The 12,958-nt window shown below is 39.9% G+C and carries 19 protein-coding genes and 2 pseudogenes; 3 read left to right on the top strand and 18 right to left on the bottom strand.

Features of this window, described 5'->3' with window-relative positions; all coding sequences use genetic code 11:
• Positions 1-7: 7 nt before the first annotated feature.
• The 4 genes from H6G48_RS07055 to ychF all read right to left on the bottom strand — a co-directional run bounded on the left by H6G48_RS07055 (position 8) and on the right by ychF (position 5,030).
• Positions 8-259: a hypothetical protein gene (locus tag H6G48_RS07055; protein ID WP_190720465.1), complete on the bottom strand. Its 252-nt coding sequence runs from the start codon at positions 257-259 to the stop codon at positions 8-10.
• Between the two features lie 296 nt (positions 260-555).
• The gene (locus H6G48_RS07050; protein ID WP_190720462.1) at positions 556-1,200 is read right to left on the bottom strand and encodes a PEP-CTERM sorting domain-containing protein; all 645 of its coding nucleotides are present in this window, start codon (positions 1,198-1,200) and stop codon (positions 556-558) included.
• 302 nt (positions 1,201-1,502) lie between these two features.
• Complete coding sequence (locus H6G48_RS07045) at positions 1,503-3,536, bottom strand: N-6 DNA methylase (protein WP_190720458.1); 2,034 nt, start codon at positions 3,534-3,536, stop codon at positions 1,503-1,505.
• A gap of 402 nt (positions 3,537-3,938) precedes the next feature.
• On the bottom strand, positions 3,939-5,030 hold the full coding sequence (gene ychF / locus H6G48_RS07040) for a redox-regulated ATPase YchF (RefSeq protein WP_002732084.1): 1,092 nt from the start codon (positions 5,028-5,030) through the stop codon (positions 3,939-3,941).
• Positions 5,031-5,592: 562 nt separating this feature from the next.
• On the opposite strand from ychF, the gene H6G48_RS07035 reads away from it, so the two are divergent.
• Together H6G48_RS07035 and H6G48_RS07030 are read left to right on the top strand one after the other, a co-directional pair.
• Complete coding sequence (locus H6G48_RS07035; RefSeq protein ID WP_190720455.1) at positions 5,593-7,626, top strand: elongation factor G; 2,034 nt, start codon at positions 5,593-5,595, stop codon at positions 7,624-7,626.
• A 121-nt stretch (positions 7,627-7,747) separates the two neighbouring features.
• Positions 7,748-7,885: pseudogene (locus tag H6G48_RS07030) on the top strand (IS630 family transposase); the annotation flags it as partial.
• A 241-nt stretch (positions 7,886-8,126) separates the two neighbouring features.
• Here H6G48_RS07030 and H6G48_RS07025 read toward each other — a convergent pair.
• The 14 genes from H6G48_RS07025 to H6G48_RS06960 all read right to left on the bottom strand — a co-directional run bounded on the left by H6G48_RS07025 (position 8,127) and on the right by H6G48_RS06960 (position 12,402).
• A complete protein-coding gene (locus H6G48_RS07025; RefSeq protein ID WP_002788474.1) occupies positions 8,127-8,465 on the bottom strand; it encodes a XisI protein in 339 nt (112 codons plus the stop codon).
• Positions 8,453-8,872: a XisH family protein gene (locus H6G48_RS07020; RefSeq protein ID WP_190720452.1), complete on the bottom strand. Its 420-nt coding sequence runs from the start codon at positions 8,870-8,872 to the stop codon at positions 8,453-8,455. The genes H6G48_RS07025 and H6G48_RS07020 overlap by 13 nt, the downstream gene beginning before the upstream one ends.
• 36 nt (positions 8,873-8,908) lie before the next feature.
• Complete coding sequence (locus H6G48_RS07015; protein ID WP_190720449.1) at positions 8,909-9,133, bottom strand: hypothetical protein; 225 nt, start codon at positions 9,131-9,133, stop codon at positions 8,909-8,911.
• Entirely contained in the window at positions 9,120-9,377 is a 258-nt protein-coding gene (locus H6G48_RS07010) for a type II toxin-antitoxin system RelE family toxin (RefSeq protein ID WP_012267890.1), read from the bottom strand. Before H6G48_RS07010 ends, H6G48_RS07015 begins: the two co-directional genes overlap by 14 nt.
• A 6-nt stretch (positions 9,378-9,383) precedes the next feature.
• Positions 9,384-9,617 (bottom strand): hypothetical protein, encoded by a 234-nt coding sequence (locus tag H6G48_RS07005; protein ID WP_002767942.1) that lies wholly within the window; start codon positions 9,615-9,617, stop codon positions 9,384-9,386.
• 266 nt (positions 9,618-9,883) lie between these two features.
• Positions 9,884-10,153, bottom strand: a complete 270-nt coding sequence (locus H6G48_RS07000; protein WP_190720446.1) for a type II toxin-antitoxin system RelE family toxin — start codon at positions 10,151-10,153, stop codon at positions 9,884-9,886.
• Entirely contained in the window at positions 10,150-10,353 is a 204-nt protein-coding gene (locus H6G48_RS06995; protein WP_002800856.1) for a hypothetical protein, read from the bottom strand. Before H6G48_RS06995 ends, H6G48_RS07000 begins: the two co-directional genes overlap by 4 nt.
• Before the next feature lie 34 nt (positions 10,354-10,387).
• Complete coding sequence (locus H6G48_RS06990; RefSeq protein ID WP_002762135.1) at positions 10,388-10,570, bottom strand: DUF1902 domain-containing protein; 183 nt, start codon at positions 10,568-10,570, stop codon at positions 10,388-10,390.
• 73 nt (positions 10,571-10,643) lie between these two features.
• Positions 10,644-11,030 carry a type II toxin-antitoxin system VapC family toxin gene (locus H6G48_RS06985; RefSeq protein WP_190720443.1) on the bottom strand — a complete coding sequence of 129 codons (387 nt, stop codon included), beginning with the start codon at positions 11,028-11,030 and terminating at the stop codon, positions 10,644-10,646.
• Complete coding sequence (locus H6G48_RS06980) at positions 11,027-11,254, bottom strand: type II toxin-antitoxin system Phd/YefM family antitoxin (RefSeq protein ID WP_190720440.1); 228 nt, start codon at positions 11,252-11,254, stop codon at positions 11,027-11,029. Before H6G48_RS06980 ends, H6G48_RS06985 begins: the two co-directional genes overlap by 4 nt.
• A 44-nt stretch (positions 11,255-11,298) precedes the next feature.
• Entirely contained in the window at positions 11,299-11,508 is a 210-nt protein-coding gene (locus H6G48_RS06975) for a hypothetical protein (protein WP_190720437.1), read from the bottom strand.
• A complete protein-coding gene (locus tag H6G48_RS06970) occupies positions 11,495-11,752 on the bottom strand; it encodes a type II toxin-antitoxin system RelE family toxin (RefSeq protein WP_012267890.1) in 258 nt (85 codons plus the stop codon). Before H6G48_RS06970 ends, H6G48_RS06975 begins: the two co-directional genes overlap by 14 nt.
• Positions 11,753-11,758: 6 nt before the next feature.
• Positions 11,759-11,992 (bottom strand): hypothetical protein, encoded by a 234-nt coding sequence (locus H6G48_RS06965; protein ID WP_002767942.1) that lies wholly within the window; start codon positions 11,990-11,992, stop codon positions 11,759-11,761.
• A 191-nt stretch (positions 11,993-12,183) separates the two neighbouring features.
• Positions 12,184-12,402 carry a DUF4926 domain-containing protein gene (locus H6G48_RS06960; RefSeq protein ID WP_242034562.1) on the bottom strand — a complete coding sequence of 73 codons (219 nt, stop codon included), beginning with the start codon at positions 12,400-12,402 and terminating at the stop codon, positions 12,184-12,186.
• A gap of 255 nt (positions 12,403-12,657) precedes the next feature.
• Between H6G48_RS06960 and H6G48_RS06955 the strand changes: the two are divergent.
• Positions 12,658-12,958 (top strand): annotated as a pseudogene (locus H6G48_RS06955) (IS1634 family transposase); the annotation flags it as partial.

The raw sequence follows: 12,958 nt of genomic DNA, 5'->3' as shown, positions 1-12,958 counted from the left end.
AATGTGATTAACTCTCAATTTGTTCTAAAATAGAGGCTAAAATATCTGGAGTTAATCCGTTAGCTTCTGCTTCATCATTAGCTTGATCCATAATTGTTGATAATCTCGCCGCTGCTTTTTGACGATATTTTTCTAATTCTAATTGAATAGTTTCAGTTAATTTGTTTTCTATGTTCGCTCGGTCATTGGGTTTAATTTTAGCGTAATATCTAGCAATTTCTAAAGGAACTTGAATAGTGATTTCTGTCTTGCTATTCATGGTAAGTAGCTGGTTATAATTAAATTAAAAATGTATTTTAGGTTCGATCCCCCCTGCCCCCCTTGATAAGGGGGGTGTCTGATAATTTTTAACGCCTACCTACTTAATTGATTGTTCTTTTTACTTTTAACAGACCTCTATTGTAGCACAAAATCACCATACTCATTGAATTTGACCCTATTGATGTAAAAGTTGCCATTGGATCAAAAAAATCAATGAATAGAAATATGGACTAAAAATAAAAGCCCCCAACTGACTAAATCAAGGGGGCATTTATTGTATTTTTTGTGAGCAATTTAGCCAACTTTTGTGGTTTCTTTTTCGGCTGATTTGGATGGCTTCAGTTTGCGTTTGAGGGTTGAAGCTGCGCCGAGAGTACCGAGGACTCCAAGACCAAAGAGGGAGGCGGGTTCAGGTACTTGTTGGACTGTTTGTACTGTCCCAAAAGTTACGGGGAAAGCTAATAAAGCACCTACATCTGGTGATGTATCGATGGCGATTTCAAAACCAGGAGCACCATCAGAACCAATTAGATAACGTGGAGCACTGAGACCCGTGAACGAGTTCACAAACGTTAAATTAGCCGGGTTACCCCCATCAGCATTAGCTGTATTAAAAGTTAACGTTGAAGATGTGGCATTAACCAAAAATTGCCCTGTTCCGTAAATAAAAGAAGTGTCCGCAGTATTTAAAGTAAAAGGATTACTATTAACTGTCAAGGTAAGGTTAACGTTGGTAAAGGGATTGGGAGTACCATCCTGGATAGTATAGCTACCTATTGGCACATCTACGGTTCCCACCAAAGAAGCGTTATTACCTGATTGACTCCAACTGCGGTTAACAGTAAAAGTAACGGCCGTTGCCGCCACAGGAGTGAGCATAGCAGCGAGAGAAGTTGCGCCAGCTAAAGCTAGGGTGGGAATTAATCGGTTTTTAATCATCTTGATTGAGCAAACGGGTAACTGGATGCAACTATCGTCTTCCTTGCAGCTTGCTTGGTCAAGCAACAGCCTAACCTATGACAAAAGGCGGACAACAAAACACTACACATTCCCCCCCCCACAACTGTAGCAAAAGCTACAATTTAATAATTCTTTACATTCTTCTCCCCGACTAGCAACTGATACTAAATCCGTTGAGTATAGGCTACATATCAGGACAGGCAAAAGTGGTAATAGATAATCAGTGTTTAATAACCAGATTTAGTATTAAGACTTGTTCTAAGCTTAACCTGCTTTTTGCCTTACTCAAATTGGCCAAGTAAAAGACTCATTTCGTTAACCACATTCTCACTTGCTTTTAACGCTTCTTTTCTAATTGCTTGAATTTCGGTCATACTTTTTGCTATTCTCTGCTGTTCAGATTGGGGTGGAATAGGCACTAAAACTTTTGACAAATCATCTACTAAAATAGTAGGAATGGCATGACCTGTCATGTACCTTTTAATCTGACGCAAAAAAAAGTCTGTTCGCATATATACTAATAAAAACAAAGGCTCGACTCCCTGAATATTTCTTAATACTGAAAATCCATTTGAGCAAATTGCTCCGTCTTCATCTTCCGTGATTAGGGCTGTTGCTTGGCGTGGTGTTCCCGTACTTGCTCCTGAAATTGCTGTAATAATATCGCCTTTGTACAATCTATAAGTTGCGCGAGATGGGGCCTCATGTGCCTTAATTATTTGTTGAGAAACAACTTGCATTGTACGGTAATCAACATCGGAAATGGCGATATATCTAATTTCACTATCCCTAGCTAAACGAAAATCAGCCGCAGCTCTCAAAATATCGGCAATTTCACCTAAAGGTTTCGCCCCAATAGATTTTAGATGTTCTAATAATTTTTGGTCATTGGGTAAATAATGTTCGGCATCCAGTCTCGAATTGAGCAGGGTATTCTTAACTGTATAAATACAATCGCTGTTTTGTGCAAATTCCCCATTGATAAATGACCTAAAAGATTGAGAAATATCATCTATATCATCGTCAACTATTGGCAAACCTGATTTTGTTCGGGCTATAACTCCCGACTCGTTGCGCTTATATATTGTTTGTCCTTTAACGTCATAGCCTATTTTTTTGATTTGTGCCATAAAACAAGAATCATGGTTTGCTGGTAATTTTTGAACTACCAAAAGTGATGTCTTGATTCCAGTGCCGTAGGGTACAAAGGCTTCCGGCGGTATGGAAACAACACCTAATATTTTTGTTTGGGAGCGCAACCAATGGCGAATCGGTCCATTAGAGATATTTTGTAATAGACCATCGGGCAGAATAATCGCCATGCGCCCACCTACCCGCAATAATTTTATAGATTTCTCAATAAATAAAATATCGGGCGACTGACCCGCTAAAACGGTTGGGGAAACTTCCCAACCATTGGACGCTGATTTATGCCATTTCCTGGCGAGAAGATATGATTTAAGAATTTTCTGGTCTTCTACTTTGCCTTTATTTCCGAAAGGAGGATTGGTCAAGATAACATCAAAAGAATTATTTAATTTTTCATCTTCGATAAGCGCATTAGTGCAGATAATTTCTGAACCTGTGCCACCTTCAAAAACTAAACGAATCATTCCCGAAAGGGCGACATCGGGATTAAATTCAATTCCTGTAATACTTTCTTGCACAAAACTTGCTATATTGAACTCTGGATTATTTTGTCGAACATGGTTGATTGCTTGAATTAAAAAACCACCACTTCCGCAAGCAGGATCTATAATTTTTTCGTTTGGTTTGGGGTCTATCATTTCAACCGCAAGACGGACAATTGGATGAGGCGTAAAAAATTCTCCCCTATCTCCACGCTGGTGTCTATTTACAAAAGTCTGGAAGGCTTCACCTTTTATATCTCCAGATGTTTTAGTTAAATTAATGTACTGTAACCTGCCTACAATATAAGCAAGAGTTAAAGGTTTTAACTTGAATGTGTCATCGGTGAAAAATCCCCGATAATGATTCTTGATTGAGGTAAATAATTGACTAAGACGCGACATAAATTCATCGGACTTATTTGCTACGATGGCTTTATATTCACTTGCTGTAACGCCAAAATTTACAGATTGCTTGGCAGATTTTTCATCATGAAGTTTGATGATGATTAGTTTAACCATCTCGTGAAAAATCTTGTCTTTGAGCATTCCTTCGTTGGCGTAAATATAATTATGGCACTCTTCAAAAACTGCGGAAAGATTGTTAGAAGGTCGTAATTCCTGAATTTGCGGGAGTTTTTCAGGTAACAGGCTATCTTCGGAAAATAACAATCCTTGCTCTTTCATTTACTGCGCTTGATTTGACCGTTTCCCCTTGCGGGTTGTTGAATAGATAGAATATTTTTAGCCTCGACTGCATTCCTACCAAACCAGTCTTTTAGTGGACAGAGATAATCGCCATCTTGATTAAACAAGAACTTGGCCTTGTACCTAATTATAGAATATAAATTAGAGGATGTCAAGAGATAAAAAATTCAGTTTAATGTTAACCAAAGTGAGTAAAAAAAGCTGAGAGATTGTTGATGACAGAAATTCGGAGCATCTTTCAATTTGACAAAGCCTATTGTAGGGCTAATTCATGAATTAGCGCCAATTGTAGGGCTAATTCATGAATTAGCCCTACAGCTATTGACAACGCCAAATTCAACCTTTTGATCAGGTGAGTGCCACCCACCTGACTCATTTTAGCTATACATTAAAACGGAATAGTAAAACATCACCTTCTTGAACAATGTATTCCTTGCCTTCACTTCTGACTAAACCTTTTTCTTTGGCTGCGCTCATCGTGCCACTATTAACTAAATCCTGATAAGACACGGTTTCCGCACGAATAAAACCCCGTTCAAAATCCGAGTGAATAACTCCGGCTGCTTGGGGTGCTTTCATCCCAGAAATAATCGTCCATGCGCGGGTTTCTTGGGGACCGGTGGTGAGATAGGTACGCAGTCCTAATAACTCGTAGGTAGCTTTAATTAAAGATTTTAATCCCCCTTCTTCTACTCCTAAAGAACCGAGAAAATCTTTTCTTTCTTCCTCCGACAATTCCACTAATTCCGATTCCACTTGAGCAGAAACGATCACAACTTTGGCCTGTTCCTCTTGGGCAATTTGACGGACACTTTCTACCCAATCATTACCCGTGGCCAGATCATCTTCGCTCACATTAGCGGCATAAATAATCGGTTTACGACTCAATAAACCGAGATTTTTAATTAATTCTTCTTCCTCTTTGCTTAAATCCACTTTTCGCGCCGAAATACCGTCATTAAGACAAATTAGGATTTTTTCAAGGATAGCCAATTCTTCGGCGGCTTCCTTGCTATTTTTCGCCTGTTTGCGTAAACGTTCCACCCGCTTCTCCACCTGTCCCAAATCCGCCAGAGCTAACTCTAGATTAATCACCTCGATATCCCGGGCCGGATCCACGGAACCGGAAACATGAATAATATCATCATTATCAAAACAGCGCACCACATGAACGATCGCGTCCACTTCCCGGATATTAGCCAAAAATTGATTACCCAATCCTTCCCCGCGACTCGCACCCTTGACTAATCCGGCAATATCGACAAATTCAATCCGCGTCGGCACGATTTTCTCAGAATTAGAGATTTTAGCCAAAACCTCCAGACGTTCATCGGGGACGGATACCACACCCACATTCGGTTCAATGGTACAAAAGGGGAAATTAGCGGCCTCGGCCTTGGCATTAGCCACCAGAGCGTTAAATAGGGTCGATTTACCCACATTTGGCAGTCCCACGATTCCAGCTTTTAACATAAAAATTGCTTGATAAACATCATCCCGACCTCTCACTATATCAGGCTGCATCTCGTTTTTGTGAGTCCGGTTGATGCGAAAGACTCTCGATAGTCAACAGCTTAGTTAACATTTGCTGAAAAAATTTTTCCTGGAGGTAGGAGACTCCGATTCAGGAGACTCCGATTCAGGAGACAGGAGATTATTTTTATTTATTCTCCCCATTTCCCCATTTCCCCATTTCCCCATTTCCCCACACCCCACACCCCACACCCCACACCCACGAAAAACTTATTTAGCAAACCCTAGTTAACATTTATTCAAGTTCCTTAACTAAAAGTAGGCGAGACTTTACAAGAGATTGCGAGAATGGGATGTGATGCTTGAGACTGAGTTAGGGTGAAGAGTAAGAAAGAATACACCTGTAGCACTGGGCAAAATTATGGCAAGACAGGCCTTTCGCTTCTAACTACGTCCTGAGAGTAATTTTCAGTGCTATGACAGTATATTTCCTAGGGCGATCGAGTGTAAATATCGCCCAATCGCCGCAACTAATCACTAAATCATTCTTGGGGGTATCTGTATGAATCAAAGTATCGGAGCAAACACCCGTAATGTGGCCCTTGTCGGCCCCTACTCCAGTGGAAAAACCTCCTTACTGGAAAGTTTACTTTTCGTCACAGGAGCCATCACCAGAAAAGGTAAAATTAGCGATCGCAATACCGTCGCTGATAGTTCCACGCAAGCGCGGGATCGACAGATGAGTGTAGAAGTTTCCGTTGCCCATAGTCAATACCAAGACCTAAATTTTACCTTTCTCGATTGCCCCGGTTCGATCGAATTTGCCAGTGAAACCTATAATGCCCTCGTCGGGGCCGGTGCTGCTATTATCGTTTGTGAACCGGTGGTCGATCGAGTTCTCACCCTGGCTCCCTTGCTAAAATTCCTTGATGATTGGGAAATTCCGCATCTAATCTTCATCAACAAGATGGATCGCTGTAATAGTCACTTTAACGAAGTCCTACAAGCTCTCAAATCCGTTTCTAGTCGTCCCCTCGTTCCCCAGCAATATCCTATCCGTCAGAACAACGAAATTATCGGATTCATCGATTTAATCAACGAACAGGCTTATCATTACCATGCTAACAGTCCCGCCGATCCTGTAGCTTTACCCGACCACCTCAAGGAAGAAGAACAGATTGCTCGACAAGAAATGCTAGAAACGATCGCCGAATTTGATGATCATCTTTTAGAAGAACTCCTCGAAGATATTAACCCCTCCCGGGAAGAAATTCTCCAAGACTTAAAACAAGAACTGGGAGCCGATCAGATAGTACCTGTGTTCTTCGGTATGGCGGAACGGGACTATGGTGTGCGTCATCTCCTCACCGCTTTAGTGGAAGAAACACCGGCCCCGACAATTACTGCCAACCGTCGCGGTCTCGATCCCAGTGCGGATGGAGATGCAGTGGTACAAATCCTCAAAACCTATTTTACTCCCCAGGGCGGTCGCCTGTCCCTAGCGCGAATCTGGCAGGGAACCCTTAACGATGGCATGGCCTTGAACGGTGTGCGGATTGGTGGTATCTATCGTCTCACGGGACAACAACAACAACCCCTACAGCAGGCCCAAGCGGGGGAAATTGTCGCTCTCGGTCGTTTGGAAGGAATCGCCACCGGAGATGTGGTTAGCAGCGGCAGTCAAAAACCCGCTCTTCCCAAAGGATTACAGCTTAAACCCGTCTTTGCTCTCGCTATTGCCGCCGCAAATCGCAAGGATGAAGTGAAATTAAGTTCAGCTTTGACGAAACTGATCGAAGAAGATCCTTCCCTCTACTGGGAACAACACGGCGACACTAAAGAAGTGATTCTCTGGGGACAGGGAGAAATTCATCTGCAAGTGGCCCTCGATCGCCTAGCGCGCAAGTATAATCTACCGATGACCACCCATTTACCCCAAGTTCCCTACAAGGAAACGATCAAAACCAGCACCAAATCCCACGGACGTTATAAACACCAAACCGGCGGCCACGGTGCTTTTGGCGATGTTTACCTCGATATTAAACCCTTACCCCGGGGGGAAGGTTTCCACTTCCATGAAACCATCGTCGGTGGTGTCGTCCCCAAACAGTATATCCCCGGGGTAGAAACGGGAGTGCGGGAATATCTCGGTCATGGTCCTTTGGGTTTCCCCGTGGTGGATATTGATGTCACCCTCACCGATGGTTCCTATCACAGTGTCGATAGTTCCGAACAAGCTTTTAAACAAGCGGCCCGTCTAGCGATGACGGAAGGACTGCCTAAATGTCATCCGGTCTTATTAGAACCAATTCTATCGGTGACAGTTCTCGCTCCCTCAGAATACACCGCCAAGGTTTTGCAGTTAATCAGTGGTAAACGCGGTCAAATTCAGGGTTTTGAAGCTTCTGCGGAGTGGAAAGGTTGGGATCAGGTAACGGCCCATCTCCCCCAAGCGGAAATGCACGATTTTATCGTTGAATTGCGTTCTTTGACTATGGGTGTCGGTTTCTTCCAGTGGGATGAGGATCACCTGCAAGAAGTGCCGGATAAACTGCGCGATGCGGTTTTAGCTATGCAGGGTAACGGTCAAAAGTAGGCGATTTCGCCTCTGGTGTGGTCTATTGAGAAAAGGGAGGGTCTCCCTCCCTTCCCTGATGGGTTACACAAGAGGTAGAACCTCTGGAAATGCGTTACAAGGGAGACCCTTGCAACGAGGGATTGAAAACTTTTCTGAGTTTTCTTCGGCTATTTATGGATGTCTGAATGATGCCCATCTGAAACCTAAAAAAGAACTTGATTCCTTGCTCACTCTCCGATTTCAGAAGTTTAATAAATCTCAGATTATGAACGTCTAAAGTATAGTTCATTCTAGAGCGAAAACAATTAACAAAAATCGCAGCAATGTTTTTCTCTATAGGGGTTTCATCTCTTATAATCCTGTCTGTTGCATAAGACAAACCGAAGAACCATTTTTACGAGGAGTTCCTCTCCGTCTTTTATTAGGGGAATGCCTGGCTCCTGGGGGAATTTAAGGGCTTGTTGGCAGTAGTTGAGAGCGCAATCGCGGTCTTGAGAATTGTCCATCATATTTGAACGTTAAGCGACAGCAAAGCCTGTATAGGGTCTAATTTCAGGGGATTTAAAGGCTAAAATAATCTGGTTTTGAGGGATTCCTGCGGCTACTAATTCATCGGCAATACCATCCTCAGTTCCGTCGTGTTGAATCCAAATTTTTTGATCAATAATATCAATATGTAATAGGGTTCCGTAGATTCGATAACCATTTTGCCAACCTGTTTCAACCAATAAATAGCGATCGCGGGTTTGATCTAGGACTAATTCGATTTGGATTTGGCGATCGGTGTCGAGGAAGTCGGCATAATCTTGGAATGTTTTTTCAATAATTTGCCGATATTGGGCAATTAAGGAATCCATCGTACAATTACCTCCTGGTTGGGATCAAAACTAAATAACTGAATAATACCATCTTCAATTAAGGTTTGACCTGCTTCTTCTTCAAATACTGTTTTGCAGGTGTTTTCGCTAACAGCCAAAAATAGTTTATATTCGGGATAATAACGCCTTAAAAGATGGGTATAAACGACAAATTGACCAACTGCCTCTTCAAGGTCTTTCATATCAGAGGGACGAGTAAAGCTCTTAATTTCAACGGCTATTTTTTCTGTTCCCTTTTCTGCGGCTAATAGTCTTTCTGCTCCCAAATCAACAAACAGGTTTTTACCTCTTGTTAAACGAATCCGTAGGGGGTCATGGGTAATTGTCCAGCCGTCTTTGATTAGGGCGTGTTTTACACAGTCATGAAAAATATCTTTGGCAGGCATTGTTTTTTATAGATAAAAACTGAAATTTTCTCAGGGTTACTTTAATTTATTGTCTGAATCTACTAAGTTTCCCTGAATTTGTCCTAACAGTTCCTCACAATCTTTAACCAAGGGAATCCCCAGTTCTTGGCATAATTCAAGCGCTTGTTGGCAGTAGTTGAGAGCAAGTTCAGGGCGATTAGTTTTGTGGGCGATTTCGGCGAGAAACACCAATTCGGATTTGAAGTAGCGCAATGTTTCTAAATTATTAGCGATAGACATCTCTTCGATGTTTACATTGCAAGATGAGTATTACCTGTTTTGGGTCATCAATTTCATAGCGAACTCGATAGTCACCAACACGCAAACGGTATTCATAATCAGAATTTTTTAATTTGACTACACCAGGGGGACGAGGTTCTACTGATAAATCTTTGATTTTTTCAAGAATACGACTTTTGATGGGATTAGGTAAGTTATCAATCTGTTTTTGTACAGATTTAGAGATTTTAATACTATAATCCATTGTGATTTAATCCTTGCTCAAGTATTGTTCAAGGGTCACATAGTCGCCTGATTGATATTCATCCCGAACTTGTTGAAGTTCTGCTAAGGTTTCCTCGTCGTCTTGATAGGAAGTTTCTTCTGCTTGAAAAATTTGTTGTTCTAGTATTTCTAATAATTGTTGTTTTTGCGTTAAGTCAAGGGATTTAATCGCTTCGGTTAGAGATTCAAAAGTGATTTGAAGATTGATGGTGGTACTCATGAAATTTCTCCTATTTGGATAAAAAGTTAAATTTTGAGAATTGCTTTAATTTTCATGGTTGGTATAGGTGATCAAGAGTTTCTAATCTTCTTCTAATGTAACCTGAATTTGCCCTAACAGTTCCTCACAATTTTTAAACAAGGTAATCCCCAATTCTTGGCATAATTCAAGCACTTGTTGGCAGTAGTTGAAAGCGCGATCGCAGTGATTCATTTTGTGGGCTATTTCGACAAAGGCTTTTCAATGATTCTTTATCTACCGAAATTTTACGGGAAATAACTATAGAATTCTCGACGATGAAGAACACGAGCAAATGTAATTGTATCTTCTTCAACAAAAAAAACAATTCTATAATCACGAATTCGGATACGATAGGCATTATATTCTCCTTTTAATTTTTTAAGGTTGTTAATTTCACTTAGCTGCTTAACTGCTAAAATATCAGTAAAGACAAGATTTTTTATGACTGAGTAAGGGGAGGTACTTTTTAAATCTTTAAGTTCCTTGATAAAAGTAGGAAGATAGTTAATTTTCATTCTTTTTCTAATTCAATTAAAGCTTCCTCCAAAGTTAAGGGAGTTTCATCTTTAACGTCTATCATGGCGCAATAGAGTCCAGTATCTTCATAGGTTTCTATTATTTGTTGATAATCTTCAAAATTAATGATAACTTGCTGTATCTGACCTTGATTATCCGTAATCAAGTCTTGAGCAAAGGGATAATCTTTGATGTTCATAATTAATTGTTCCTCATTTTGTGGACGGTTTGCATTATTCACACTCCTTTGTTTCCAATTCTAATAGGATGGGAATTAAGTCTTTGGCAATATCAATGACGGCATCTATTGTATCAGCTTCAGCGACAAGTCCTTGTATATCGGGACTGGTGGCGACATAGTAATCTTGTCCGTTTTCTTGAAAGCGCTCAATAGTGAGGTTAATTGGGTTTTGCATGGAAAATCAATAAGGTTTAAAGTTTGCCTGTTAGTTTTTGTGATTAATTTGCTAAAGTTTCTTCTTTTCAGGTTTACCACAATAAATTTTCAGTATATCGCTTAAATAACTCATCTTTAGTGAGAATCGGAATATTTTCAGTTAAGCTTTGAGCGATTATTAGGCGATCAAAAGGATCTTTATGGTAGTAAGGGAGTCTCTTGAGTTGTTCGAGATGTTCGGCGTTAATAGATAGTATATCAAAGCCATTACCATAAACATAATTTTGAATTAAATTTGGGAAAGTTGTCTTTAATTCTAATCTGTTAAGGCTGGCTTTGATGGACATTTCCCAGAGACTAGCGATACTTAATCGTTTTTGATATTGATTATTTTCGATCAGAGAACGGGCAGCATCACTAAGATTATTATCACCTTCGATAAACCATAAAAAGGCGTGGGTATCCATTAAAATTTTCATGGCATATATTCCTCAAATTCTTCGATGGGATCATCAAAATTGTCAAGCATTTTAACGATGCCTTTTGCGCTTCCATATTGGGGATTTTTAATAGTAGTAGGAAGAGAAATGAGTTGAAAGTCTTGACCCTCATGATTCTGGATAATAACTTGTTCACCTTTTGAGGCAGCTTTAAGGAGGTCAGGTAGTTGACTTTGGGCTTCGTTTAAAGTTAGTTTTATCATAGCTTTGTTCAGTTAAATATTAATTTTTGAGATAATAATTTACCTTAATTATTCTCTAACGTAGCCTGAATTTGCCCTAACAGTTCCTCACAATATTTAACCAAGGGAATCCCCAATTCTTGGCATAATTCAAGCGCTTGTTGGCAATGGCTGAGGGCAAGTTGAGGGCGATTGGTTTTGTGGGCGATTTCGGCGAGAAACACCAATTCGGATTTGAAGTAGCGCAATGTTTCTAAATTATTAGCGATAGACATCTCTTCGATGTTTACATTGCAAGATGAGTATTACCTGTTTTGGGTCATCAATTTCATAGCGAACTCGATAGTCACCAACACGCAAACGGTATTCATAATCAGAATTTTTTAATTTGACTACACCAGGGGGACGAGGTTCTACTGATAAATCTTTGATTTTTTCAAGAATACGACTTTTGATGGGATTAGGTAAGTTATCAATCTGTTTTTGTACAGATTTAGAGATTTTAATACTATAATCCATTGTGATTTAATCCTTGCTCAAGTATTGTTCAAGGGTCACATAGTCGCCTGATTGATATTCATCCCGAACTTGTTGAAGTTCTGCTAAGGTTTCCTCGTCGTCTTGATAGGAAGTTTCTTCTGCTTGAAAAATTTGTTGTTCTAGTATTTCTAATAATTGTTGTTTTTGCGTTAAGTCAAGGGATTTAATGGCTTCGGTTAGAGATTCAAAAGTGATTTGAAGATTGATGGTGGTACTCATGAAATTTCTCCTATTTGGATAAAAAGTTAAATTTTGAGAATTGCTTTAATTTTCATGGTTGGTATAGGTGATCAAGAGTTTCTAATCTTCTTCTAATGTAGCCTGAATTTTTGCTAATCGTTAGTTAATAGAAGTTATCCAAGAAACGGGAACCGCTATCACGTCAATGGTTTCGTTATTGTCAAACATTTCTAGGAGATAACCGATAACACGATAACACGATAACACGATAACCGATAACAGATAACAGATAACAGATAACAGATAACAGATAACAGATAACCTGCTTCTGATTGTTGTTCCTTAGGAGGTAAATATTCAACAATTGTTCCCTGATCACCTTTTTTAAAAATAGTGTCGGGGACATCTCTACATAATTTGACTTGTTGAAAAAGTTGGACGGGTTGCATTATTCATACTCCTTAATTTTATCGTAGTAAAGAGTAACAAAATTAGCTTTTTGATTATTTTTATCGATCTGCCAAATACTAATTCACTTTTTCATGCGGTTCTATATCTGAACTTCCCCCATACATATATACCATAATAGCCCAAAACCCTTATCCATCAATGGATGTACCCCCTTAACTTTTCTTAATGTACCCATGTAATTTGTAACATTTCTTAATGGACAAGAATTCTCTCTATTTGCTAGAATGGTAGTCATGTATATAGAAAAAGTTCCTAACCGTAATTCCCCTCCCGCTGTTCTTCTTCGTGAGTCCTATCGAGAAGGAGATCAAGTCAAAAAAAGAACCCTTGCCAACCTCTCAAAATTACCCGATGATATTATCGACAATCTAAAACTGGCTCTTAAAGGAGCAACACTGTCCATGAATGAAGGCATTCCCAATCATTTTGAAGTGATTAGAAGTCTTCCTCATGGTCATGTGATGGCTATTTTAGAGACGATTAAAAAATTAGGTTTAGATAAAATAATCAGTGAAAAATCCTCTCGAATCAGAA

This window comes from Microcystis flos-aquae FACHB-1344, assembly GCF_014698375.1.
Taxonomy (GTDB): Bacteria; Cyanobacteriota; Cyanobacteriia; order Cyanobacteriales; family Microcystaceae; genus Microcystis; species Microcystis aeruginosa.
The sequence above is the reverse complement of the archived record's forward strand: the minus strand, read 5'-3'. Positions and strand labels throughout refer to the sequence as shown.

Excerpts from the sequence above, each read along its gene's own strand:
- H6G48_RS07055 (WP_190720465.1), bottom strand. The coding sequence starts at position 259 with ATGAATAGCAAGACAGAAATCACTATTCAAGTTCCTTTAGAAATTGCT.
- H6G48_RS07050 (WP_190720462.1), bottom strand. The coding sequence starts at position 1,200 with ATGATTAAAAACCGATTAATTCCCACCCTAGCTTTAGCTGGCGCAACT.
- H6G48_RS07045 (WP_190720458.1), bottom strand. The coding sequence starts at position 3,536 with ATGAAAGAGCAAGGATTGTTATTTTCCGAAGATAGCCTGTTACCTGAA.
- ychF (WP_002732084.1), bottom strand. The coding sequence starts at position 5,030 with ATGTTAAAAGCTGGAATCGTGGGACTGCCAAATGTGGGTAAATCGACC.
- H6G48_RS07035 (WP_190720455.1), top strand. The coding sequence starts at position 5,593 with ATGAATCAAAGTATCGGAGCAAACACCCGTAATGTGGCCCTTGTCGGC.
- H6G48_RS07025 (WP_002788474.1), bottom strand. The coding sequence starts at position 8,465 with ATGGATTCCTTAATTGCCCAATATCGGCAAATTATTGAAAAAACATTC.
- H6G48_RS07020 (WP_190720452.1), bottom strand. The coding sequence starts at position 8,872 with ATGCCTGCCAAAGATATTTTTCATGACTGTGTAAAACACGCCCTAATC.
- H6G48_RS07015 (WP_190720449.1), bottom strand. The coding sequence starts at position 9,133 with ATGTCTATCGCTAATAATTTAGAAACATTGCGCTACTTCAAATCCGAA.
- H6G48_RS07010 (WP_012267890.1), bottom strand. The coding sequence starts at position 9,377 with ATGGATTATAGTATTAAAATCTCTAAATCTGTACAAAAACAGATTGAT.
- H6G48_RS07005 (WP_002767942.1), bottom strand. The coding sequence starts at position 9,617 with ATGAGTACCACCATCAATCTTCAAATCACTTTTGAATCTCTAACCGAA.
- H6G48_RS07000 (WP_190720446.1), bottom strand. The coding sequence starts at position 10,153 with ATGAAAATTAACTATCTTCCTACTTTTATCAAGGAACTTAAAGATTTA.
- H6G48_RS06995 (WP_002800856.1), bottom strand. The coding sequence starts at position 10,353 with ATGAACATCAAAGATTATCCCTTTGCTCAAGACTTGATTACGGATAAT.
- H6G48_RS06990 (WP_002762135.1), bottom strand. The coding sequence starts at position 10,570 with ATGCAAAACCCAATTAACCTCACTATTGAGCGCTTTCAAGAAAACGGA.
- H6G48_RS06985 (WP_190720443.1), bottom strand. The coding sequence starts at position 11,030 with ATGAAAATTTTAATGGATACCCACGCCTTTTTATGGTTTATCGAAGGT.
- H6G48_RS06980 (WP_190720440.1), bottom strand. The coding sequence starts at position 11,254 with ATGATAAAACTAACTTTAAACGAAGCCCAAAGTCAACTACCTGACCTC.
- H6G48_RS06975 (WP_190720437.1), bottom strand. The coding sequence starts at position 11,508 with ATGTCTATCGCTAATAATTTAGAAACATTGCGCTACTTCAAATCCGAA.
- H6G48_RS06970 (WP_012267890.1), bottom strand. The coding sequence starts at position 11,752 with ATGGATTATAGTATTAAAATCTCTAAATCTGTACAAAAACAGATTGAT.
- H6G48_RS06965 (WP_002767942.1), bottom strand. The coding sequence starts at position 11,992 with ATGAGTACCACCATCAATCTTCAAATCACTTTTGAATCTCTAACCGAA.
- H6G48_RS06960 (WP_242034562.1), bottom strand. The coding sequence starts at position 12,402 with ATGCAACCCGTCCAACTTTTTCAACAAGTCAAATTATGTAGAGATGTC.